Genomic DNA, 20,184 nt, shown 5'->3' with positions numbered 1-20,184 from the left:
AATTGTTTCATTACTTTTCGGGGAACAGCAATGCATCGCGTAATAAATGATCATTTCCCCGACGGCGAGTAAAACCAATGCGATCAAAATATTCCAGAATCTGAATAGCCAATTTGCGCCCGATGTTAAGCCTGTCGCGAAAATCAGCGGCACATGTCGATCCCCTTTCCTGATCCAGTTCGCGGATCATATTGGCAAAGGCCACTATCCGATCGTTACGGTAATAACGATCTTTCACGATCGCGGTGATGATGCCTTGCTGCGCCGCTTGTCGTAACACCACACGCATCATTTGCTCATCCGTGCCCGTCTGTTTTGCCAGGTCGCGCACCCACCACGGCTCATCGCCAAAAAGCGGTTCTGCTTTTTGCCAGATAGCCTGCTGCTCATCGCTGAAACCGGCCTTGTGATCGGGCAAATGCAGCCAGCCATGATGACTATGGATGACGCCGCTCTCGCGCATCTTTTCAATCAGCAGCAGGACCAGCGCTTCATCTTCCATCGGCAAAGCCATCCGGCGCAGGCGTTCGCGCCCAGGTCCAGGCTCATCGCGGTGCTGGTCGTGGTAAGTCGCCAGCGTATCGAGGATTTTGCGCTGCCAGCGCGCTGCAACAGTGGCATCCAACAGACTGTATCCTGCCTGAATAAAACCATGCTGCTCGATCAACGGACGCATGCCGTTACCGTTGAGCTGACGCGCCCAGGCGAAGTCGGGAATATTTACCGCTCCACGCGTCAGGTGCAGCGCCAGAGCGTCACCATCACTCTGTGCGTTTTCCAACGCCGACAGCCACTGCAAATATTCCGGCTTACGCTTCCCGCGACGCGGCGGATTGAGCGTGACCACGCGCGCACCGGCCAGCGTCGTGCGAGCCGAAATATCGCGCAGCACCAGACGATCGTTATCGGCGAGCCAGAGCGGCGTATCAAACACCAGTTCCGCCAGCGTCCCTTCAAGCAGCGAGATTCTCCCGGTAACGTGGCTGGCAGCGTGGTGAATATGCAACGGTTGCCACTGCGTCAGCGGTGCCGCATGCTCTAAAGAGACAATCACGCGGGTAAACGCCTCTGGCGGCGCATCAGCAAGCAGCCAGTCGCCGCGGTTAAGTTCTTCTTTTTGCGCATCACCGGCAATATTTAGCGCAATACGTTGTCCCGCCTGCGCGCGATCGGTGGCCTGATTTTGTGCATGCAGGCTACGTACGCGCATCGGTTTGTTGACGCCCGTGAGCCACAGTGTGTCACCGACATTCACTTCACCGCTGAGCGCCGTCCCGGTCACCACCAGTCCCGCGCCTTTGACCGTAAAGGCACGGTCAATCGCCAGGCGAAAGCTGTGATCGCGGGCATGCTCGCGCGACGTTAATTGCAGCAAATGTTCGCGCAGTTCCTCGATGCCACGGCCTTCACTGGCGGCAGTGACGAAAAGCACCGACTCCGCGAAACCATAATTCCCCAGCGTGGCCTGAATTTCCGCACGCACCTCTTCAATTCTTGCTTCGTCCACGCGGTCGGCTTTCGTAAGCGCCACGGTGATCTGCGGATTACCCGTCAGTTGCAGAATTTGCAAATGCTCACGCGTTTGCGCCATCACGCCGTCATCACACGCCACCACCAGCAGCGCGTGATCAATCCCACCAACACCCGCCAGCATGTTAGACAGAAACTTTTCGTGTCCGGGTACATCGATAAATCCCAGTATCCGCCCGTCCGGCTGCGGCCAGTAGGCATAGCCGAGATCGATGGTCATGCCGCGCTTTTTTTCTTCCGGCAGACGGTCGGCATTCACGCCGGTAATCGCCTGTAATAACGTTGTTTTTCCGTGGTCAACGTGTCCGGCGGTTGCAATAATCATTTCAGCATCATCTCCATAAACCGGGTCTCGTCTTCAAGACAGCGCAGATCCAGCCACATGCGGCCATCATAAATCCGGCCAATGATCGGCACGGGCAGTGCACGCCAACGGGCGGCCAGTGCTTCGAGGCGGCTACCGCGTCCGTCATGGGGGGTAAAGGTTAATGCCGCGCTGGGCAGCCTATCAACCGGTAGCGAGCCGCTGCCAATTTGCGACAGGCAAGGCATGACGTTCAGGGCGAATTCGTCACCGTAATGCTCGGCAAGCCGTGCCTGTAAGTGTTGGGCCTGCGCGTGGACAGCCTCCTGCGAGCGAGTGAGCTGGCGTAACGTCGGCAACTTCAGCGCCAGCGCTTCCGGGTGCAGGTAGAGTCGCAGCGTCGCTTCCAGCGCAGCCAGTGTCATTTTATCAGCCCGTAATGCGCGTTTCAGCGGATGGCTCTGTAAGCGAGCGATCATCTCTTTTTTACCGACGATAATCCCGGCCTGCGGCCCGCCCAGTAATTTATCGCCAGAGAAGCTCACCAGACTGACGCCAGCGGCAATCAGCTGTTGCGGCATCGGCTCCTGCGGTAATCCATACTGGCTGAGATCGACCAGTGATCCGCTGCCGAGATCCGCCACCACCGGCACATCCAGTTCCTTGCCAATAGCGGCCAGCTCAGCCTCATCCACCGACTTCGTAAAGCCTTCAATGCTGTAATTACTGGTATGGACTTTCATCAGCAGAGCGGTATTTTCATTCACCGCCTGACGGTAATCTTTCGCATGGGTCCGGTTGGTGGTACCGACTTCGCGCAGAACACATCCGGCCTGGCACATCACGTCCGGAATACGAAACGCGCCGCCAATTTCCACCAGCTCACCGCGCGAAACGACCACCTCTTTGCCGTTGGCCGTGGCGGCCAGCATCAGTAAAACCGCTGCCGCATTGTTATTGACGATACAGGCGTCCTCCGCTCCCGTCAGACGACAGAGTAAATCCGCCAGCGCCCGATCCCGATGTCCACGTCCGGCATCATCCAGGCTATATTCCAGCGTCACTGGCGTGCGCATTGCTTGCACCACCGCCTCGATCGCTTCTTCGGCCTGCGACGCTCGCCCAAGGTTGGTATGCAGCACCGTTCCGGTCAGGTTAATCACCGGACGCAGCGCGCTTTGCGATTCTCGTTCCAGACGGGCGCTGGCTTCTTGCGCCCAGTCCTCACACCATGCCGGGAGCGCGTGCGTGTCGCGAATCGTATCTCTGGCTTCGTCAAGCATATGACGCAGCAGGTCAACCACCCGGGTATGACCGTGAGATTCACGTAAGGCTGGGAAGGCGCTATCGCGCAATAAACGATCGATAGCGGGAAGCTGGCTGTAGAGTGAACGCATGTCGGTTGTCATGAAAGGGCCTGGCTGTTGGTGGCCCTCTCCACCGCGGAGAGGGCTATCGATATAGGAAGGATTGTACCGTGACTTTGCTCAGGCAGGTATTATCTGCATCAAGCCTTTGGCGGTTCTGTGCGGGCAAAACTTTCGCGTTGAAAAAGCGTTTCCACCAGTTTGACCAGACGTGGGCGGTCCACACACCAGCCGGGCGCGACCCGACGGAAATTGAGATAACCGACGGCACAGGCAATCGCGATGGTAGCCAGGTTAACCGTATCCGTTTTCAGCGTACCGTCCGCCAGATAGCCTTCCAGCATATCCAGACTGCGGGTGATCTTCTCCCGCTGGCGTAACAATTCAGTTTCTGACTGCTGCGCGGCGGGGCGAGCCTGCTCGCGCACCGAGACTAATCCCGCATCCATAATACCGTCGGCCAGCGCTTCCAGTTGACGAACTTTGAGTGCCGCTAACGGTTCACCCGGTAGCATGGCTGGCGCAATATCCAGCAGCTCTATGTATTCTGCGATGATCGGAGAGTCAAACCAGTACTCACCCTCATCGGTGACCAACGCGGGTACTTTTCCTAGCGGGTTATAACGCGCCACGCCACTATCCGCGCTATAGGGAAGTTCATTCACAAATTCGAAGGTGATGCCCTTTTCCAGTAACAGAATAGAAATTTTACGCACAAAAGGGCTGGTATAGCTGCCAATGAGTTTCATGCCGGGTCCTTTTTGCCAACAAAAATATCAGTATGGCTCAGGTCGCCGTAAATGGCAGGTGATGACGATCTCAATGATCCAAATAAAGATAATGCATCCAGCTGGTCATGCGCAGCAGCACTTTACGCATCACTGACACGTGAGCGAAATGGTCGGAATAGACCGCCACCTGGGCATAGATACCGTCCGGCAGCGCATCCACATCGGCATTAGGATCCAACTCAATCGTAGCCAGCACGCCATCGGTACCCGGCACCACCGTTAAGGACTGTAATGCCCCCTGCGCCTGATAAGAACCGCCCGGCACAACCGGAAGAATGGAGGTCAACTTACCGGAGAAAACCTGACCAGGCAGCGCGTTGAAGACCACTTCCGCTTCATCACCCGGTTTAAGACGCAGCAACGAGTTCTGGCGGAATTGCGCCACAATTTGCCGTTTCTGTTCTGGAATAAATACCATCACCGGGCGCAGAGGTAGCGCGGCGGCGTAGGTCCCGGGCCGAATAAGCACCTGCGTAACATAGCCGTTGCTGGGGGCACGGACGATAGTCTGCTCAAGATTGTATTTGGCTTCAGCGAGCTGAGCGCGCAGAGACGCAACCTGAGATTGCTCCCCGTTGACCATACTGTCTAACTGACTCTGAATCTGCGTCTGTTCGGCAACGGAACCTTTTACCAGCGCGTCCTGTGCCAGATAGTTCTGCCGGGCGTTGTCGATATCGCTTTCAGAGAAGGGATTAACCTTCGCCTGGCTGCCCTTCAAATAGCGTTGATAATCTTTATACAGACGATCGCGTTCAGCGGAAACGCGGGTAGTGTTGGCGACGGCTTCAGAAAGTTGGGCTTTCAGATTGTCGATGTTGTGTGTGGCGGTAACAAGATCAGCCTGCAGTCTGTCAACACGTGCCTGATAGCGGCCTGGATCGAGTTTAAATAACACTTCGCCTTTTTTAATCAACTGATTATTTTTATCCGTTACCTCACTAACAATTCCTGTGACTTGCGGAGTGATCGGAATTGAAATAACCGCTTTTTGCGCCGTAAAGGTATACGGGTGGTTATAGTTCATTAATAAGATCAGTCCCGCAACAATGAATACCCCACCTAATGCAGCAGTAGCGAGCGTCCATTGGTTTACCGGAATACGGAATATTTTAAAGATGGCCCAGGCAAAGGCCACATAGGTCAGGACTATCAACAAATCCATGATTAAATCTCCGGAAAGGTGGAGTAATCTGTTTTCTTCTCCCCATCCAGTCTTTTTTCCAACTGGGTGATGCGCGCGGCCAGTGCGGCAATCTCGGGGTCTGGGTCCTTTCCGTTCGACATGATGTGTGATTGCATGCCCCACCCACGTTCAGGCTGGTAGAGCGTCGCCCAAATCCACAGGAACGGCCATATTGCATGGAGTGTAAACAGGCTAATCCAACCCGCCGTATGAATGGCATCAGCATGAGGATGGTTGCGTTTTTTAGCCATGTTATAGGGAATATCGTGAATGGCGATGATTCCGTAAAACAGAACCAGAAAGACGAAGATCAGCACGCCCAGTGCGAAATAATTTAGAAACATACCTGCCTCGAATTCACGCTAATTAGAGTTTTTTTATGCCGGCAGCCGCATGCACCCAGGCTGATGTTTTGAACATAACTGCAGTTTGGGGTTTTCGCCATACCACAAAATAAATATTTTTTCTGGTGAGAAGTTGCTTTCTTTTGCAATAAAAATATCGGGGGGTAGAACCTGCTGTAGATCACATCCGAGCAAATGCAGATGAAAATACTTTGCGATCTGCATCACAAAGATTCAACAAACAGCAAAGGATAAAATGTGAATCAGTTCACATTTACCCCCCATTTTTGGCGAATTCTGATCCAGTGATGTTTTTTTGTACCGATATTTTGTGATTAAGATCACATTAACTAACGCCATACACCCTATATTTACGTGACGAATATCACATAAAAGGTCATCGACTGGACAGTTGAACGATTCAGTGCCAGATTTCGCAGTATCTACAGGGTCCGGCTACCTCCTGCCGCTACATTAACAAACCTCGGGCTTTCAGCCTGCGCGATAGCAAACATAAGAAGGGGTGTTTTTATGTCATCCGATATTAAGATCAAGGTGCAAAGCTTTGGTCGATTCCTCAGCAACATGGTGATGCCAAATATCGGCGCGTTTATCGCGTGGGGTATTATCACCGCATTATTCATTCCGACAGGGTGGTTGCCGAACGAAACGCTGGCGAAGCTTGTCGGTCCTATGATCACCTATCTGCTGCCGCTCCTGATCGGTTATACCGGTGGTAAGCTGGTTGGCGGCGAACGTGGCGGCGTGGTTGGTGCTATCACCACCATGGGCGTTATCGTCGGTGCAGATATGCCAATGTTCCTCGGCGCGATGATCGCAGGTCCGCTGGGCGGCTGGGCTATCAAACATTTCGACAACTGGGTAGACGGTAAGATCAAGTCCGGTTTTGAGATGCTGGTGAATAACTTCTCCGCAGGCATCATCGGGATGATCCTCGCCATTCTGGCATTCCTTGGCATTGGCCCATTGGTTGAAGCACTGTCCAAAATCCTGGCGGCAGGCGTTAACTTCATGGTTGTCCATGACATGCTGCCGCTGGCGTCTATCTTCGTTGAACCGGCGAAAATCCTGTTCCTCAACAACGCCATCAACCACGGTATTTTCTCACCGCTGGGTATTCAGCAGTCCCATGAGATGGGCAAATCCATCTTCTTCCTGATTGAAGCTAACCCGGGTCCGGGTATGGGCGTTCTGCTGGCATACATGTTCTTCGGTCGCGGCAGCGCTAAGCAGTCTGCGGGCGGCGCGGCAATCATCCACTTCCTGGGTGGTATCCACGAAATTTACTTCCCGTACGTGCTGATGAACCCACGTCTGATCCTGGCCGTTATCCTCGGCGGTATGACTGGCGTATTTACCCTGACTATCCTGAACGGCGGTCTGGTTTCTCCGGCCTCTCCGGGTTCTATCCTGGCCGTGCTGGCCATGACGCCGAAGGGCGCTTACTTCGCTAACATCGCTGCTATCTGTGCTGCTATGGCAGTCTCCTTTGTGGTTTCAGCCATTCTGCTGAAAACCAGCAAAGTAAAAGAAGATGATGACATTGATGCCGCAACCCGTCGTATGCACGACATGAAAGCGGAATCCAAAGGCGCATCTCCGCTGGCGGCTGGCGACGTGACCAACGACCTGAGCCATGTGCGTAAAATCATTGTTGCCTGCGATGCCGGTATGGGTTCCAGCGCCATGGGTGCGGGCGTACTGCGTAAGAAAGTGCAGGATGCAGGTCTGTCTCAGATTTCCGTTACTAACAGCGCGATTAACAATCTGCCGCCGGATGTGGATCTGGTCATTACCCACCGTGACCTGACCGAACGCGCGATGCGCCAGGTGCCTCAGGCACAGCACATTTCGCTGACCAACTTCCTCGACAGCGGCCTGTACTCCAACCTGACCGAACGTCTGGTCGCTGCACAGCGCCACAACGTGAACGAAGAGAAAGTCCGCGATCACCTGAAAGACAGCTTTGAAGAGGGTGATACTCACCTGTTCAAACTGGGTGCGGAGAATATCTTCCTCGGTCGTAAAGCCACTAACAAAGAGGAAGCAATTCGCTTTGCTGGTGAGCAACTGGTGAAAGGCGGTTACGTTGAGCCAGAATACGTCGAGGCGATGCTGGACCGCGAAAAACTGACTCCGACTTACCTCGGCGAGTCCATTGCAGTACCGCACGGAACGGTTGAAGCCAAAGACCGTGTGCTGAAAACCGGTGTGGTGTTCTGCCAGTACCCGGAAGGCGTTCGCTTCGGTGAAGAAGAAGATGATATTGCCCGCCTGGTGATTGGTATCGCAGCACGTAACAACGAGCACATCCAGGTGATTACCAGCCTGACCAACGCGCTGGATGACGAATCCGTGATCGAACGTCTGGCCCATACCACCAGCGTGGATGAAGTTCTGGAGCTGCTGGCGGGTAAAAAAGCTTAACGGTTAAGTATCTCCAAAATAGTTCGAGCTGCAGGAAGGCGGCAACGCAGTGAATCCCCAGGAGCGTACATAAGTACGTGACTGGGGTGAGCGAGGAGAGCCAACGCATCTGCAGTTCGAAATATGAAGGCGATATCCTCTCCCTTGTGGAGAGGGTTAGGTTGAGGGAAAAGCCTCACCCCAGCCCTCTTGGGTAAAAACATTGATGAAGGTTAATACTATGAAAGCATTACATTTTGGCGCAGGTAATATCGGTCGTGGCTTTATCGGCAAACTGCTGGCGGACGCGGGGATACAGCTGACGTTCGCGGATGTAAATCAGGTCGTACTCGATGCCCTGAATGCCCGTCATAGCTATCAGGTTCATGTCGTAGGTGAAAACGAACAGGTTGATACCGTCTCCGGCGTCAACGCCGTGCGCAGCATCGGCGATGATGTCGTCGACCTGATTGCCCATGTAGATTTAGTCACTACCGCCGTCGGTCCAGTCGTGCTTGAGCGTATCGCTCCGGCCATCGCCAAAGGGCTGGTTAAACGCAAGGCACAGGGTATAGCTACTCCGCTGAATATCATCGCCTGTGAAAACATGGTGCGCGGAACGACCCAGTTGAAAGGCCATGTAATGAACGCGCTGGCAGATGAAGACAAAGCCTGGGTTGAAGAACATGTTGGCTTCGTCGATTCCGCCGTGGACCGCATTGTTCCACCTTCGGCTTCAGCAACCAATGACCCGCTGGAAGTTACCGTAGAAACCTTCAGTGAGTGGATTGTCGACAAAACACAGTTCAAAGGTGAACTACCAAATATTCCAGGAATGGAATTAACTGATAACCTAATGGCATTTGTCGAACGTAAACTCTTCACGCTGAACACCGGGCATGCTATAACCGCGTACCTCGGAAAATTGACCGGTCATCAGACCATCCGTGACGCGATTCTCGACGAGAAAATCCGCGCAGTGGTAAAAGGTGCGATGGAAGAGAGCGGCGCGGTACTGATCAAACGCTATGGTTTTGATGCAGCAAAACATGCGGCATACATTCAGAAAATCCTCGGTCGCTTTGAAAACCCGTATCTGAAAGATGACGTTGAGCGCGTGGGTCGTCAGCCGCTGCGTAAGCTGAGCGCGGGAGATCGTCTGATTAAACCGCTGCTGGGTACGCTGGAGTATAGTTTGCCGCATGCGAATCTGGTTATCGGTATTGCGGCAGCGATGCACTATCGCAGCGAAGAAGATCCGCAGGCACAGGAACTGGCCGCGCTGATTGACGAAAAAGGTCCACAGGCCGCGCTGGCGCAAGTTTCCGGGCTGGATGCCAACAGCGATGTCGTGCTTGAGGCTGTTAACGCGTATAACGCAAAGAAATGATGCAGGACCTGGCGCAGGATATCCTGCGCCTGAATAATAGATTGTCAGATATGCAGGCAATAATGGAACAAACGCAGGCCTTTGAAAATCGTGTGCTTGAGCGTCTGAATGCTGGCAAAACCGTACGCAGCTTCCTCATCACCGCCGTAGAACTGCTCACCGAGGCGGTGAATATTCTTGTGCTTCAGGTATTTCGCAAAGACGACTATGCGGTGAAATATGCTGTAGAACCACTGCTTGACGGCGACGGTCCGCTGGGCGATCTTTCCGTTCGCCTGAAGCTCATCTACGGTCTGGGCGTGCTCAGCCGACCGGAGTATGAAGACGCCGAGCTTCTGATGGCGCTGCGGGAAGAGTTAAACCATGACGGCAATGAATATGCGTTCACCGACGACGAAATTCTTGGTCCGTTTGGCGAACTCCACTGCGTGACGGCACTCCCGCCGCCACCGCAGTTTGATACCTCAGACTCAGGTCTGCACGCGATGCAGATCCAGCGCTACCAGCAGATGGTGCGCTCCACGATGGTACTTTCCCTGACCGAGCTGATTTCTAAAATCAGCTTAAAAAAAGCCTTTCAAAAATAAGACGATGCTTGCTTATTTCTCTTCCTGCTGCGGTCGATAAAGCTGCCGATAGTACGCCAGACGTTGCAGATACAACTGCGCATTCTCCTGCGGTATTTCAGAAGGGACAACGTTGCGTGGCGGTGTTTTATTCAGATACTCGCGAAAAGCCTGGCTTGAAGCCATAAAATCGACCGTCTTATCAATTAGAGCCGAAACGTTCTCACCTATTTTCGCCATAATCTTCCCTCCTCCATGTATTAACCGCGCTCAGCCTGCGCGGTTGATCATTTAAGTTTAGGATCGGTTTGGCAATTACATTAAGGAAAACGTGCTTCACTATGAACCCGCCAACAAAATGCGCCATGGTCGATCTTATCGCTTAAAATTCCTTATTAATCAAAATAGTAATATTTTCATTAGCTGAATAATACTTGCAACATTTGATTATTTATCTTCGATTAGTTGTGAATAATCCCGCTCTGCGCGCATACTATAGGATATTCATCCTATTTTTATCAGAAGCTATCCTATGAAAGAAGTCGAAAAAAACGAAATTAAACGCCTGAGCGATCGTCTGGACGCTATCCGCCACCAGCAGGCTGACCTGTCTCTGGTTGAAGCCGCCGACAAATATGCTGAGTTGGAGCAAGAGAAAGAAACTCTGGAAAACGAGATTGCGCGTCTGCGTGAAGTCCATGGTCAGAAGCTGAGCAAAGAAGCGCAAAAGCTGACGAAACTCCCTTTCCGTCGTACCATCACCAAAAAAGAACAGGCCGACATGGGCAAGCTGAAGAAGAGCGTGCGCGGCCTGATTGTCGTTCACCCGATGACCGAGCTTGGCCGTGAAATGGGCCTGAAAGAGATGACGGGCTTCGCGAAGAGCGAGTTCTGATCTCCCACCGGGCAACATCCGCTTGCCCGGTCCTTCACTTCCCCCTCGAAATTGGCCCTACCAATTTTAGCCAGATCATACCAGCACCTCACATTTCATTAAAATGTGCGTACAATACCGTTGCCAATAAATAACATTTGATTAACCATTCATTGTCATTACCCCTACACAACAATATTGGCAGGGCCACTTTTACACATAATGTGACGAAGATTTGAGCAAAGACTCATTCCATTATGTCGGCGGCCCCCAGGAGACCTGCAATGAATCTCTGGCAACAGAACTACGACCCGGCCGGTAACATCTGGCTTTCCAGTCTGATCGCATCGCTCCCCATCCTGTTCTTTTTCTTCGCCCTGATTAAGCTCAAGCTGAAAGGCTACGTTGCGGCGTCATGGACGGTGGTGATCGCTTTGTCGGTCGCCCTGCTGTTTTACAAAATGCCGGTCGATCACGCTCTGGCATCCGTAGTGTACGGTTTCTTCTACGGTCTGTGGCCAATTGCCTGGATCATTATCGCCGCGGTATTCGTCTATAAAATCTCGGTGAAGACTGGGCAGTTCGACATTATCCGCTCCTCGATACTCTCGATTACCCCAGACCAGCGTCTGCAAATGCTGATTGTCGGTTTCTCCTTTGGGGCATTCCTCGAAGGGGCGGCAGGCTTCGGTGCTCCAGTAGCGATTACCGCCGCGCTGCTGGTTGGCCTTGGCTTTAACCCGCTGTATGCGGCAGGTTTGTGCTTGATCGTAAACACCGCTCCAGTCGCTTTTGGGGCAATGGGCATTCCGATTCTGGTTGCCGGTCAGGTTACAGGGCTGGACAGCTTCGAGATTGGCCAGATGGTGGGCCGTCAACTGCCGTTCCTGACCATTATCGTGCTGTTCTGGATTATGGCGATTATGGATGGCTGGCGTGGCGTGAAAGAAACCTGGCCTGCGGTGATGGTCGCTGGCGGCTCGTTTGCTATCGCGCAGTATCTCAGCTCTAACTTTATCGGACCGGAACTGCCGGACATCATCTCTTCTCTGGTTTCCCTGGTCTGTCTGACGCTGTTCCTGAAGCGCTGGCAGCCGGTACGCATCTTCCGCTTTGGTGATATGGGCGCTTCGCAGGTCGATATGGATCTGTCGCGCACCCGCTACACCGCCGGGCAAATCATCCGCGCCTGGTCGCCGTTCCTGTTCCTGACAGCTACCGTCACGCTGTGGAGTATACCGCCGTTTAAAGCGCTGTTTGCGCCAGGCGGCGCGATGTACCACTGGGTAGTCAATATTCCGGTTCCGTTCCTCGACAAGCTGGTTGCCCGTATGCCGCCGGTCGTACACGAAGCCACAGCCTACGCGGCGGTGTACAAATTTGACTGGTTCTCCGCGACCGGTACCGCAATACTGTTTGCCGCCCTGCTGTCCATCGTCTGGCTGAAGATGAAGCCGTCTGCTGCGCTTCAGACCTTTGGTAGCACGCTGAAAGATCTGGCGCTACCTATCTACTCCATCGGGATGGTGCTGGCATTCGCCTTTATCTCTAACTACTCCGGGCTTTCATCCACCCTGGCATTGGCCCTGGCGCACACCGGCAGCGCATTTACCTTCTTTTCGCCGTTCCTCGGCTGGCTGGGGGTATTCCTGACTGGATCCGACACCTCATCAAACGCACTGTTTGCCGCCCTACAGGCCACGGCCGCTCAGCAAATCGGTGTTTCGGATGTATTAATGGTGGCTGCAAATACCACCGGCGGCGTGACCGGAAAAATGATCTCTCCGCAATCTATCGCTATCGCCTGTGCGGCAGTGGGATTAGTGGGAAAAGAGTCTGACCTGTTCCGCTTTACCGTGAAGCACAGTCTGATTTTCACCTGCATGGTGGGTGTGATTACCACGCTGCAGGCCTATGTCTTAACCTGGATGATTCCATGATAGTGATGCCCAGACGCCTGTCAGACGAAGTCGCATCTCGTGTGCGGGCGCTGATTGAAGAACAACAGCTGGAAGCGGGCATGAAGTTGCCCGCTGAGCGTCAGTTGGCCGTACAGCTCGGCGTATCGCGCAACTCGCTGCGCGAGGCGTTAGCAAAGCTGGTGAGTGAAGGCGTACTGATTAGCCGTCGTGGCGGTGGGACGTTTATCCGCTGGCAGCATGAAGCGTGGTCCGAACAAAACATCGTTCAGCCGCTGAAAACCCTGCTGGCGGACGATCCTGATTACAGTTTCGATATTCTGGAAGCCCGCCACGCCATCGAAGCCAGCACCGCCTGGCACGCCGCCATGCGCGCCACTGCTGCCGACAAAGAGAAGATCAGGCTCTGTTTCGAGGCCACACAAAGCGAAGATCCAGATCTCGCCTCGCAGGCAGACGTTCGCTTTCATCTCGCCATTGCAGAGGCCTCACACAACGTGGTGCTGTTACAGACCATGCGCGGTTTCTTCGACGTATTGCAGTCTTCGGTGAAACAGAGCCGCCAGCGTATGTACCTCGTGCCGCCCGTATTTTCACAGCTGACGGCACAGCATCAGGCCGTACTGGATGCGATTGTTGGCGGAGATGCCGACGGCGCGCGTAAAGCGATGATGGCGCACCTCAGTTTTGTCCACACCACGATTAAACGATTTGATGAAGATCAGGCCCGCCAGGCGCGAATCACCCGCCTGCCCGGTGACCCTGGTGAGAATAGCAGGGAGAACAACACATGATTATTTCAGCAGCCAGCGACTATCGCGCCGCAGCCCAGCGCATCCTACCCCCCTTCTTGTTCCACTATATTGACGGTGGGGCGTATGCAGAGCACACTTTGCGCCGTAACGTGGCAGACCTGTCGGAGGTGGCCCTTCGCCAGCGCGTGCTGAAGAATATGTCCGACCTGAGCCTGGAGACAAAGCTGTTCAACGAAACGCTCTCCATGCCGGTGGCCCTTGCACCTGTCGGTCTGTGCGGCATGTATGCGCGTCGGGGCGAAGTTCAGGCCGCCGCCGCCGCTGATGCCAAAGGCATTCCGTTTACGCTTTCCACAGTATCCGTATGCCCGATTGAAGAAGTCGCCCCGACTATCAAGCGTCCGATGTGGTTTCAGCTGTATGTTCTGCGCGATCGCGGCTTTATGCGTAACGCCCTGGAACGAGCCAAAGCGGCAGGTTGCTCCACGCTAGTTTTTACCGTCGATATGCCAACACCTGGCGCACGCTACCGTGACGCCCATTCCGGGATGAGCGGCCCAAATGCCGCACTGCGCCGCTACTGGCAGGCAGTCACCCATCCACAATGGGCATGGGACGTTGGCCTGAACGGTCGCCCGCATGATTTAGGCAATATCTCGACCTATCTTGGCAAACCCACCGGCCTTGAGGATTACATCGGTTGGCTGGCGAATAACTTCGATCCGTCAATTTCCTGGAAAGACCTCGAGTGGATCCGCGAATTTTGGGATGGTCCGATGGTGATCAAAGGGATCCTCGATCCTGAAGATGCTCGCGACGCCGTACGCTTCGGCGCTGATGGCATCGTTGTCTCTAACCACGGTGGTCGCCAGTTAGACGGCGTGCTGTCTTCAGCTCGCGCGTTACCCGCTATTGCCGATGCGGTAAAAGGCGATATCACCATTCTGGCAGACAGCGGGATCCGCAACGGTCTGGACGTCGTACGCATGATTGCGCTGGGCGCGGATAGTGTTCTGCTGGGACGTGCTTATCTGTACGCGCTGGCAACCCACGGTCAGGCTGGGGTAGCGAATCTGCTGAATCTGATCGAGAAAGAGATGAAGGTGGCAATGACCCTGACCGGTGCAAAATCGATTAGCGACATCAGTCATGATTCGCTGGTACAAGAACTTGGAAAAAGCCTGCCTGCTGCGCTGGCACCTCTGGTTCAGGGTAGCGCGGCGTAACAATATCCCCATAAAACCCACTTTCTGCATGGTCGGTCTGTTCTCAGCCCGACCATTTTTCATCCAAAAATAACGACTAGTTAACATTTATAACCAATATATTTGACAACTTTTTATCCACCTGTCAGATGTATATACAAGCTAATACATGGGCGAAATATACAGATAACAACCATCATAACGGGCGAGGGTAACATGGCTTATTCCGGAAAAGTGAATATCCAGCAGGCGATAGATGACAGTCCTTTTTCGCGCTTCCACTGGGTCATTATTGTCCTGGGTTTTCTGGTCCTGGCCATCGACGGCTTCGATACGGCGGCGATGGGCTATATTGCGCCCACGCTCTCAGCCGACTGGGGCATCAAGAAGCAGGACCTTGGACCGGTGTTAAGCGCCGCGCTATTGGGCCTGTCATTTGGTGCACTGCTGGCCGGGCCGATTTCCGATCGTATGGGCCGTAAACGCGTGCTGGTCTTTTCCTGTCTGTTTTTTGGCCTCGCCAGTCTGGGAACTGCCTATGCCCAGACGCTGAATATGCTCACATTTTGGCGCTTTCTCACCGGGCTGGGTCTTGGCGCGGCAATGCCCAATGCCATCACTCTGGTGTCAGAATTTGCACCAAAACGCTGTCGTTCAATGGCGATTAACACCATGTACTGCGGCTTTCCGTTAGGGGCTGCAGGCGGCGGGGTGATCTCCTCCTGGCTTATCCCCAACTACGGCTGGCACAGCGTCCTGCTTGCCGGTGCGATCGCCCCGCTGGCCCTCACCGTATTGTTGGTGCTGTTCCTGCCGGAGTCGGTGAAGTATCTGGTTCACCGCGGTAAAGGGGTTGCACAGGTTAAACGCATTGCTCAACGCTTTATGTCGGGAAGTCTGGAACAGGTTACCCAGTTTTATCTGGATGAAGACCGCGTCACAGTCAAAAAAGGCAGCGTGGCACAGCTATTCAGTATGCCCTGGCTGCCGGGCACGCTGATGCTCTGGATGACCTACTTTATGGGATTGGTTATCTACTACGTGCTGTTGAGCTGGATGCCAACGCTGATGCTGGGAATGGGCTATCCGCTGGCTGAATCCGCCTGGCTGACGTCACTGTTTACCTTTGGCGGTACCGCAGGGATCCTGCTGGCCGGTTGGTTAATGGATCGCTGGGAAGCACATAAAGTGGTGTCACTCGGCTTTATTCTGACGATGCTGTTTGCCCTCGCTCTCGGGTTTGAACATAACCATATCATCTTGTTCGGCGCACTGATCTTCCTGATGGGGATTACCATGAACGGCGCGCAGTCCGGGCTGCAGACGCTGGCCGCCACGTTTTATCCGACCCACTGTCGCGCGACGGGCATTGCCTGGATGCAGGGCGTGGGCCGCTTCGGTGGCGTAGCCGGAACGATGATGAGCGCCCAGCTACTTTCCCTGCAATGGCAGGCAGACAGTATATTAATGTTCCTCAGCCTTCCGGCGCTGGTTGCGGCTGCCGCAACGATTTACAAACTGCAACGCTATAAACCGCACGCGCTGACCGTCGCATAGTACCCGCTCTTTCTGCTATTCTGCCCCCCGTTATCAAGGGGGCAGTATGCTTAACATCGTTTTATTCGAACCAGAAATCCCGCCAAATACCGGCAATATTATCCGTCTTTGCGCCAACACCGGCTTTCGTCTGCATATTATTGAGCCAATGGGCTTTACCTGGGACGACAAGCGCCTGCGTCGCGCGGGGCTGGATTACCATGAGTTTACCGCCGTGCTGCGCCACCCTGATTACGCCAGCTTCGTCGCCGCAGAAAATCCGCAACGTCTGTTTGCCCTGACCACCAAAGGTACGCCAGCGCATAGCGCAGTAAGCTATCAGGATGGGGATTATCTGATGTTTGGCCCGGAAACTCGCGGTCTGCCACCCAGCATCCTCGACGCGCTGCCAGCCGAACAAAAAATTCGAATTCCGATGATGCCGGACAGTCGCAGCATGAACCTGTCAAATGCGGTGTCGGTGGTGGTGTATGAGGCCTGGCGCCAGTTAGGTTATCCCGGCGCGGTATTGCGTAGTTGATTTTTGTCGGATGGCGGCTGACGCCTTATCCGACCTACGAGATTTGTAGGCCCGGTAAGCACTGCGCCGCCGGGCATAGCTCGAAATCAGATGCCATCACCGTATTCGAAAGTATGATGAATCCCGTTGAAATGCTGATCCATATCCATAGACGGTTTATCGCTGTCAGGCTTACCGACAATGCGTGCAGGTACGCCTGCCGCAGTGGTATGCGGGGGTACCGGTTGTAAAACCACGGAACCTGCGCCAATCTTCGCGCCGCGCCCGACTTCAATGTTGCCGAGAATTTTTGCTCCCGCGCCAATCATTACACCTTCACGAATTTTCGGATGACGATCGCCGCCGGCTTTACCGGTCCCGCCTAGCGTGACGGATTGCAGAATAGAGACATCATTTTCAATCACTGCCGTTTCACCGACCACAATGCCGGTTGCGTGATCGAGCATAATCCCACGGCCAATTTTTGCCGCCGGATGAATGTCTACCTGGAAGGTAACGGACACCTGATTTTGCAGGAAGATCGCCAGCGCCTGACGCCCCTGATGCCACAGCCAGTGACCGATACGGTAGGCCTGAAGCGCATGAAAACCCTTCAGGTACAGAAGTGGGGTGGAATATTTATCGACAGCCGGGTCACGCGTACGTACCGCCTGAATATCACAGGCCGCTGAGGCAATCATTTCAGGATCGGCGGCATAGGCCTCTTCCACGACTTCGCGAATCGCAATGGCGGGCATGATTGGAGAAGCGAGTTTATTCGCCAGCATATAGCTTAGCGCACTGCCGAGATTTTCATGTTTGAGCAGCGTTGCGTGGTAAAAACTGGCCAACATTGGCTCACATTCCGCCAGTGCCCGGGCTTCCGCTTTAATGTTTTTCCAGACGATATCCAGTTCTTCACACGGCATTGCGTACTCCAGAAGGTAGCAAAACGACCGACCCGTTCTTCGCGGGTCGGGTCGTTAGATTGAAACGGTTCCCTAGGGCTAGTGGCTGCTTCGCTCGTCCTTGCGCGCACGACCTAATAACGTCAATGCTGCCTCGCGCGCGTTTTTTCCGCAATACAATACTTGATAAATTTCCTCGGTTATTGGCATCTCGACACCAAAACGGTGCGCCAATTCACGAACTTCTTTCGTATTGCGGTAGCCTTCAACCACCTGACCAATCTTGTCCTGCGCGCCCTGCACGTCCATACCCTGGCCGAGCATCATGCCAAAACGACGGTTACGCGACTGGTTGTCGGTACAGGTCAGCACCAGATCGCCTAAACCCGCCATCCCCATAAAGGTGGCAGGATCGGCACCCAGCGCCGCGCCAAGGCGAGACATTTCGGTCAGTCCACGGGTGATCAATGCGGTACGCGCATTCGCGCCAAAACCGATGCCGTCAGACATCCCCGCACCAATCGCAATGACGTTTTTCACCGCGCCGCCAAGCTGCACGCCAATGAAATCCGGGTTGCTGTAAACGCGAAAGCTTTTGCCGCAGTGCAGCAACTGCTGGAGATCGTCAGCAAAGGCGTCGTCCGTCGAGGCCAGAGAAATCGCCGTCGGCATGCCCGCAGCCAGCTCTTTGGCGAACGTCGGACCGGAGATGACCGCCAGTGGAATAGCATCCCCCAGTGCTTCGCGTGCGACGTCCTGCAGCAGACGTCCCGTTTCCGCCTCCAGACCTTTTGTCGCCCAGACCAGTCGTGCGTCAGGACGCATCAATGGTTTGATGTTTCGCAGCACTTCGCCAAAGACGTGGCTCGGCACCACCACCAGAATATTACGACTGGCGGCCAGCGCAGTGGCTAAATCACTTTCCAGGCGCAGTGTGTCAGGAAAAGGCACATCAGGGAGGAACGCGACGTTGCAGCGATCGTGCTCAAGGGTCGCGATATGTTTCGGATCATGGCCCCACAGGACAACCTGATGGCCATTTCTTGCCAGGGTGATGGCAAGAGCGGTGCCGTACGAGCCGGCACCAATCACAGTCATTGAAGCATTACTTTGGTTCATCAGGCATCCTGATGTTCTTCAGTACCTTCGCCAGCCTGCTGCTGTAAATAGTTCATGAACAGCGCATCAAAGTTGACCGGCGCAAGGTTCAGTTGCGGGAACGTACCGCGTGATACCAGGCTGGTGATGCATTCACGGGCATACGGGAACAGAATGTTCGGGCAGTATGCGCCCAGGCAATGCGCCATCTGAGTCCCTTCGATACCACTGATGGAGAAAATACCGCCCTGCTGAACTTCGCACAGGAACGCAGTTTCTTCACCCAGGGAAGCCGTTACGGTGACACGCAGCACTACTTCATACACGTCATCTGCCAGTTGGGTAGATGCGGTATCAAGATCCAGTTTAACCTCTGGCTGCCAATCTTTCTGGAAAACATGCGGTGCATTTGGCGCTTCGAAAGACACATCCTTGGTATAGATACGTTGGATCTGGAAAGCCATTTCAGTGTTATTTTGTTCTGACATGTTTAGAAAACCCTTAGTGTTGTCCTTTAAATACTTTCAGTACGCCTTATCGCAGCAGGGGATCCAGTCCACCACGCGCATCCAACGCATACAAGTCGTCACAACCGCCAATGTGCTGTGCATCAATAAAAATCTGCGGAACCGTCGTACGGCCACTGCGCTTGATCATCTCTTCACGCTTTACGGCATCGCCGTCAATCGGAAGCTCCTGGAAACTCACACCCTTGCTGTTCAACAGCGCTTTTGCGCGATGGCAAAACGGGCAGGTTGCTTTGGTGTAGATCTCAATATTGGCCATGACTTATCTCCAGTGTTCTTTTTACCCTGCGGCATGAAAGAAGACGGGTAAATTACTTGCCGCGAACCAGTGGCAGATTCTCACCACTCCAGCCCGCTACGCCGTCTTTCAGTACGGATACCTGCTCAAAACCGGCTTTAATCAGCGCAGTTGCTGAATCCTGGCACTGCATGCCTGAACCATCAACCACAATCACAGGTTTGTTTTTGTGTTTTTCAAGTTCGCCAAAATTGTTGGCTTTGATTTCGCTCGGCAGCAGGTTAGTGGAGCCTGCGATATGGCCTTTGCGGAAGTCGTCGCGCTGGCGTAAATCCACAACAACGGCGTCTTCTTTGTTGATGAGACGTGTAGCTTCGCCGCGAGTAATCACCTTCACTTTTGAGGTCAGGCTCTTAAACGTGGTAAATAATACAGCCGCCAGTAACGCAATCCAGGCGATACTCAAGACAGGGTGGCGACTAACAAATTGCATAATTTCTTGCATGGGGGGTAACAACTCCCGACTCAGTGATTAAAAAACCAGGAAAGGAGTATACCTGCGCGTTGGCGCAAATACAGCCAGAGCGTGCATTGGATTGCATTTTTGCGGGGCGCTACGGAAAAAAAAATGTAAATCGGTGTTCCCCTTAGCACGCGATCCCCCATTATTTGATCTTCGGGGGCTACTTTATCGATTCA

The 20,184-nt window shown here is 53.9% G+C and carries 20 protein-coding genes; 9 read left to right on the top strand and 11 right to left on the bottom strand.

What is annotated here, in order from left to right; all coding sequences use genetic code 11:
• Positions 1–10: 10 nt before the first annotated feature.
• The 5 genes from selB to OGV74_RS02065 form a co-directional block, all read right to left on the bottom strand.
• Entirely contained in the window at positions 11–1,855 is a 1,845-nt protein-coding gene (gene selB / locus OGV74_RS02085; RefSeq protein ID WP_071696656.1) for a selenocysteine-specific translation elongation factor, read from the bottom strand.
• A complete protein-coding gene (selA, locus tag OGV74_RS02080) occupies positions 1,852–3,243 on the bottom strand; it encodes an L-seryl-tRNA(Sec) selenium transferase (RefSeq protein WP_286520231.1) in 1,392 nt (463 codons plus the stop codon). The genes selB and selA overlap by 4 nt, the downstream gene beginning before the upstream one ends.
• Positions 3,244–3,341: 98 nt before the next feature.
• On the bottom strand, positions 3,342–3,950 hold the full coding sequence (locus OGV74_RS02075) for a glutathione S-transferase (protein ID WP_003024191.1): 609 nt from the start codon (positions 3,948–3,950) through the stop codon (positions 3,342–3,344).
• A gap of 70 nt (positions 3,951–4,020) precedes the next feature.
• The gene (locus tag OGV74_RS02070; protein ID WP_003024188.1) at positions 4,021–5,157 is read right to left on the bottom strand and encodes an HlyD family secretion protein; all 1,137 of its coding nucleotides are present in this window, start codon (positions 5,155–5,157) and stop codon (positions 4,021–4,023) included.
• A gap of 2 nt (positions 5,158–5,159) precedes the next feature.
• Positions 5,160–5,522: a DUF3302 domain-containing protein gene (locus tag OGV74_RS02065; protein ID WP_003024186.1), complete on the bottom strand. Its 363-nt coding sequence runs from the start codon at positions 5,520–5,522 to the stop codon at positions 5,160–5,162.
• 531 nt (positions 5,523–6,053) lie between these two features.
• Between OGV74_RS02065 and mtlA the strand changes: the two genes are divergently transcribed.
• The 3 genes from mtlA to mtlR all read left to right on the top strand — a co-directional run bounded on the left by mtlA (position 6,054) and on the right by mtlR (position 9,926).
• Positions 6,054–7,970 (top strand): PTS mannitol transporter subunit IICBA, encoded by a 1,917-nt coding sequence (mtlA, locus tag OGV74_RS02060; protein ID WP_003024181.1) that lies wholly within the window; start codon positions 6,054–6,056, stop codon positions 7,968–7,970.
• 220 nt (positions 7,971–8,190) lie between these two features.
• Complete coding sequence (mtlD, locus tag OGV74_RS02055; protein ID WP_286520229.1) at positions 8,191–9,339, top strand: mannitol-1-phosphate 5-dehydrogenase; 1,149 nt, start codon at positions 8,191–8,193, stop codon at positions 9,337–9,339.
• Positions 9,339–9,926: a mannitol operon repressor MtlR gene (gene mtlR, locus OGV74_RS02050; protein WP_003024179.1), complete on the top strand. Its 588-nt coding sequence runs from the start codon at positions 9,339–9,341 to the stop codon at positions 9,924–9,926. Before mtlD ends, mtlR begins: the two co-directional genes overlap by 1 nt.
• Before the next feature lie 12 nt (positions 9,927–9,938).
• On the opposite strand, the gene OGV74_RS02045 is transcribed toward mtlR, so the two are convergent.
• Positions 9,939–10,145 carry a hypothetical protein gene (locus tag OGV74_RS02045; protein ID WP_003024176.1) on the bottom strand — a complete coding sequence of 69 codons (207 nt, stop codon included), beginning with the start codon at positions 10,143–10,145 and terminating at the stop codon, positions 9,939–9,941.
• Positions 10,146–10,437: 292 nt separating this feature from the next.
• Between OGV74_RS02045 and OGV74_RS02040 the strand changes: the two genes are divergently transcribed.
• The 6 genes from OGV74_RS02040 to trmL all read left to right on the top strand — a co-directional run bounded on the left by OGV74_RS02040 (position 10,438) and on the right by trmL (position 16,735).
• Complete coding sequence (locus OGV74_RS02040) at positions 10,438–10,800, top strand: YibL family ribosome-associated protein (protein ID WP_003024174.1); 363 nt, start codon at positions 10,438–10,440, stop codon at positions 10,798–10,800.
• 263 nt (positions 10,801–11,063) lie between these two features.
• Positions 11,064–12,719, top strand: coding sequence for an L-lactate permease (gene lldP / locus OGV74_RS02035; protein WP_003837651.1), 1,656 nt, complete (start codon positions 11,064–11,066; stop codon positions 12,717–12,719).
• Positions 12,716–13,492, top strand: coding sequence for a transcriptional regulator LldR (lldR, locus tag OGV74_RS02030; protein WP_060855187.1), 777 nt, complete (start codon positions 12,716–12,718; stop codon positions 13,490–13,492). Before lldP ends, lldR begins: the two co-directional genes overlap by 4 nt.
• Entirely contained in the window at positions 13,489–14,679 is a 1,191-nt protein-coding gene (lldD, locus tag OGV74_RS02025) for an FMN-dependent L-lactate dehydrogenase LldD (RefSeq protein ID WP_044714161.1), read from the top strand. The genes lldR and lldD overlap by 4 nt, the downstream gene beginning before the upstream one ends.
• A 195-nt stretch (positions 14,680–14,874) precedes the next feature.
• Entirely contained in the window at positions 14,875–16,215 is a 1,341-nt protein-coding gene (locus OGV74_RS02020) for an MFS transporter (protein WP_003024165.1), read from the top strand.
• A gap of 46 nt (positions 16,216–16,261) precedes the next feature.
• Positions 16,262–16,735, top strand: a complete 474-nt coding sequence (trmL, locus tag OGV74_RS02015; RefSeq protein ID WP_003024163.1) for a tRNA (uridine(34)/cytosine(34)/5-carboxymethylaminomethyluridine(34)-2'-O)-methyltransferase TrmL — start codon at positions 16,262–16,264, stop codon at positions 16,733–16,735.
• 86 nt (positions 16,736–16,821) lie between these two features.
• Here trmL and cysE read toward each other — a convergent pair whose 3' ends face one another.
• The 5 genes from cysE to OGV74_RS01990 form a co-directional block, all read right to left on the bottom strand.
• A complete protein-coding gene (cysE, locus tag OGV74_RS02010) occupies positions 16,822–17,643 on the bottom strand; it encodes a serine O-acetyltransferase (protein ID WP_003024160.1) in 822 nt (273 codons plus the stop codon).
• A 78-nt stretch (positions 17,644–17,721) separates the two neighbouring features.
• The gene (gene gpsA / locus OGV74_RS02005) at positions 17,722–18,741 is read right to left on the bottom strand and encodes an NAD(P)H-dependent glycerol-3-phosphate dehydrogenase (RefSeq protein ID WP_032950514.1); all 1,020 of its coding nucleotides are present in this window, start codon (positions 18,739–18,741) and stop codon (positions 17,722–17,724) included.
• Positions 18,741–19,208, bottom strand: a complete 468-nt coding sequence (secB, locus tag OGV74_RS02000) for a protein-export chaperone SecB (protein WP_003024155.1) — start codon at positions 19,206–19,208, stop codon at positions 18,741–18,743. Before secB ends, gpsA begins: the two co-directional genes overlap by 1 nt.
• A gap of 46 nt (positions 19,209–19,254) precedes the next feature.
• Entirely contained in the window at positions 19,255–19,506 is a 252-nt protein-coding gene (grxC, locus tag OGV74_RS01995) for a glutaredoxin 3 (protein WP_003024152.1), read from the bottom strand.
• Positions 19,507–19,558: 52 nt separating this feature from the next.
• Positions 19,559–19,990 carry a rhodanese-like domain-containing protein gene (locus OGV74_RS01990; RefSeq protein WP_003024148.1) on the bottom strand — a complete coding sequence of 144 codons (432 nt, stop codon included), beginning with the start codon at positions 19,988–19,990 and terminating at the stop codon, positions 19,559–19,561.
• Positions 19,991–20,184: the final 194 nt, after the last annotated feature.

The sequence above is a fragment of the Citrobacter sp. Cf116 genome, assembly GCF_030336505.1.
GTDB lineage: Bacteria > Pseudomonadota > Gammaproteobacteria > Enterobacterales > Enterobacteriaceae > Citrobacter > Citrobacter freundii.
The sequence above is the reverse complement of the archived record's forward strand: the minus strand, read 5'-3'. Positions and strand labels throughout refer to the sequence as shown.

Bases quoted from the DNA above. Each gene is read 5' to 3' on its own strand.
- cysE (WP_003024160.1), bottom strand. From the start codon at position 17,643: ATGCCGTGTGAAGAACTGGATATCGTCTGGAAAAACATTAAAGCGGAA.
- OGV74_RS02065 (WP_003024186.1), bottom strand. From the start codon at position 5,522: ATGTTTCTAAATTATTTCGCACTGGGCGTGCTGATCTTCGTCTTTCTG.
- lldD (WP_044714161.1), top strand. From the start codon at position 13,489: ATGATTATTTCAGCAGCCAGCGACTATCGCGCCGCAGCCCAGCGCATC.
- OGV74_RS02075 (WP_003024191.1), bottom strand. From the start codon at position 3,950: ATGAAACTCATTGGCAGCTATACCAGCCCTTTTGTGCGTAAAATTTCT.
- grxC (WP_003024152.1), bottom strand. From the start codon at position 19,506: ATGGCCAATATTGAGATCTACACCAAAGCAACCTGCCCGTTTTGCCAT.
- lldP (WP_003837651.1), top strand. From the start codon at position 11,064: ATGAATCTCTGGCAACAGAACTACGACCCGGCCGGTAACATCTGGCTT.
- mtlR (WP_003024179.1), top strand. From the start codon at position 9,339: ATGCAGGACCTGGCGCAGGATATCCTGCGCCTGAATAATAGATTGTCA.
- OGV74_RS01990 (WP_003024148.1), bottom strand. From the start codon at position 19,990: ATGCAAGAAATTATGCAATTTGTTAGTCGCCACCCTGTCTTGAGTATC.
- selA (WP_286520231.1), bottom strand. From the start codon at position 3,243: ATGACAACCGACATGCGTTCACTCTACAGCCAGCTTCCCGCTATCGAT.
- mtlD (WP_286520229.1), top strand. From the start codon at position 8,191: ATGAAAGCATTACATTTTGGCGCAGGTAATATCGGTCGTGGCTTTATC.
- lldR (WP_060855187.1), top strand. From the start codon at position 12,716: ATGATAGTGATGCCCAGACGCCTGTCAGACGAAGTCGCATCTCGTGTG.
- selB (WP_071696656.1), bottom strand. From the start codon at position 1,855: ATGATTATTGCAACCGCCGGACACGTTGACCACGGAAAAACAACGTTA.
- OGV74_RS02045 (WP_003024176.1), bottom strand. From the start codon at position 10,145: ATGGCGAAAATAGGTGAGAACGTTTCGGCTCTAATTGATAAGACGGTC.
- OGV74_RS02040 (WP_003024174.1), top strand. From the start codon at position 10,438: ATGAAAGAAGTCGAAAAAAACGAAATTAAACGCCTGAGCGATCGTCTG.
- mtlA (WP_003024181.1), top strand. From the start codon at position 6,054: ATGTCATCCGATATTAAGATCAAGGTGCAAAGCTTTGGTCGATTCCTC.
- gpsA (WP_032950514.1), bottom strand. From the start codon at position 18,741: ATGAACCAAAGTAATGCTTCAATGACTGTGATTGGTGCCGGCTCGTAC.
- OGV74_RS02020 (WP_003024165.1), top strand. From the start codon at position 14,875: ATGGCTTATTCCGGAAAAGTGAATATCCAGCAGGCGATAGATGACAGT.
- OGV74_RS02070 (WP_003024188.1), bottom strand. From the start codon at position 5,157: ATGGATTTGTTGATAGTCCTGACCTATGTGGCCTTTGCCTGGGCCATC.
- secB (WP_003024155.1), bottom strand. From the start codon at position 19,208: ATGTCAGAACAAAATAACACTGAAATGGCTTTCCAGATCCAACGTATC.
- trmL (WP_003024163.1), top strand. From the start codon at position 16,262: ATGCTTAACATCGTTTTATTCGAACCAGAAATCCCGCCAAATACCGGC.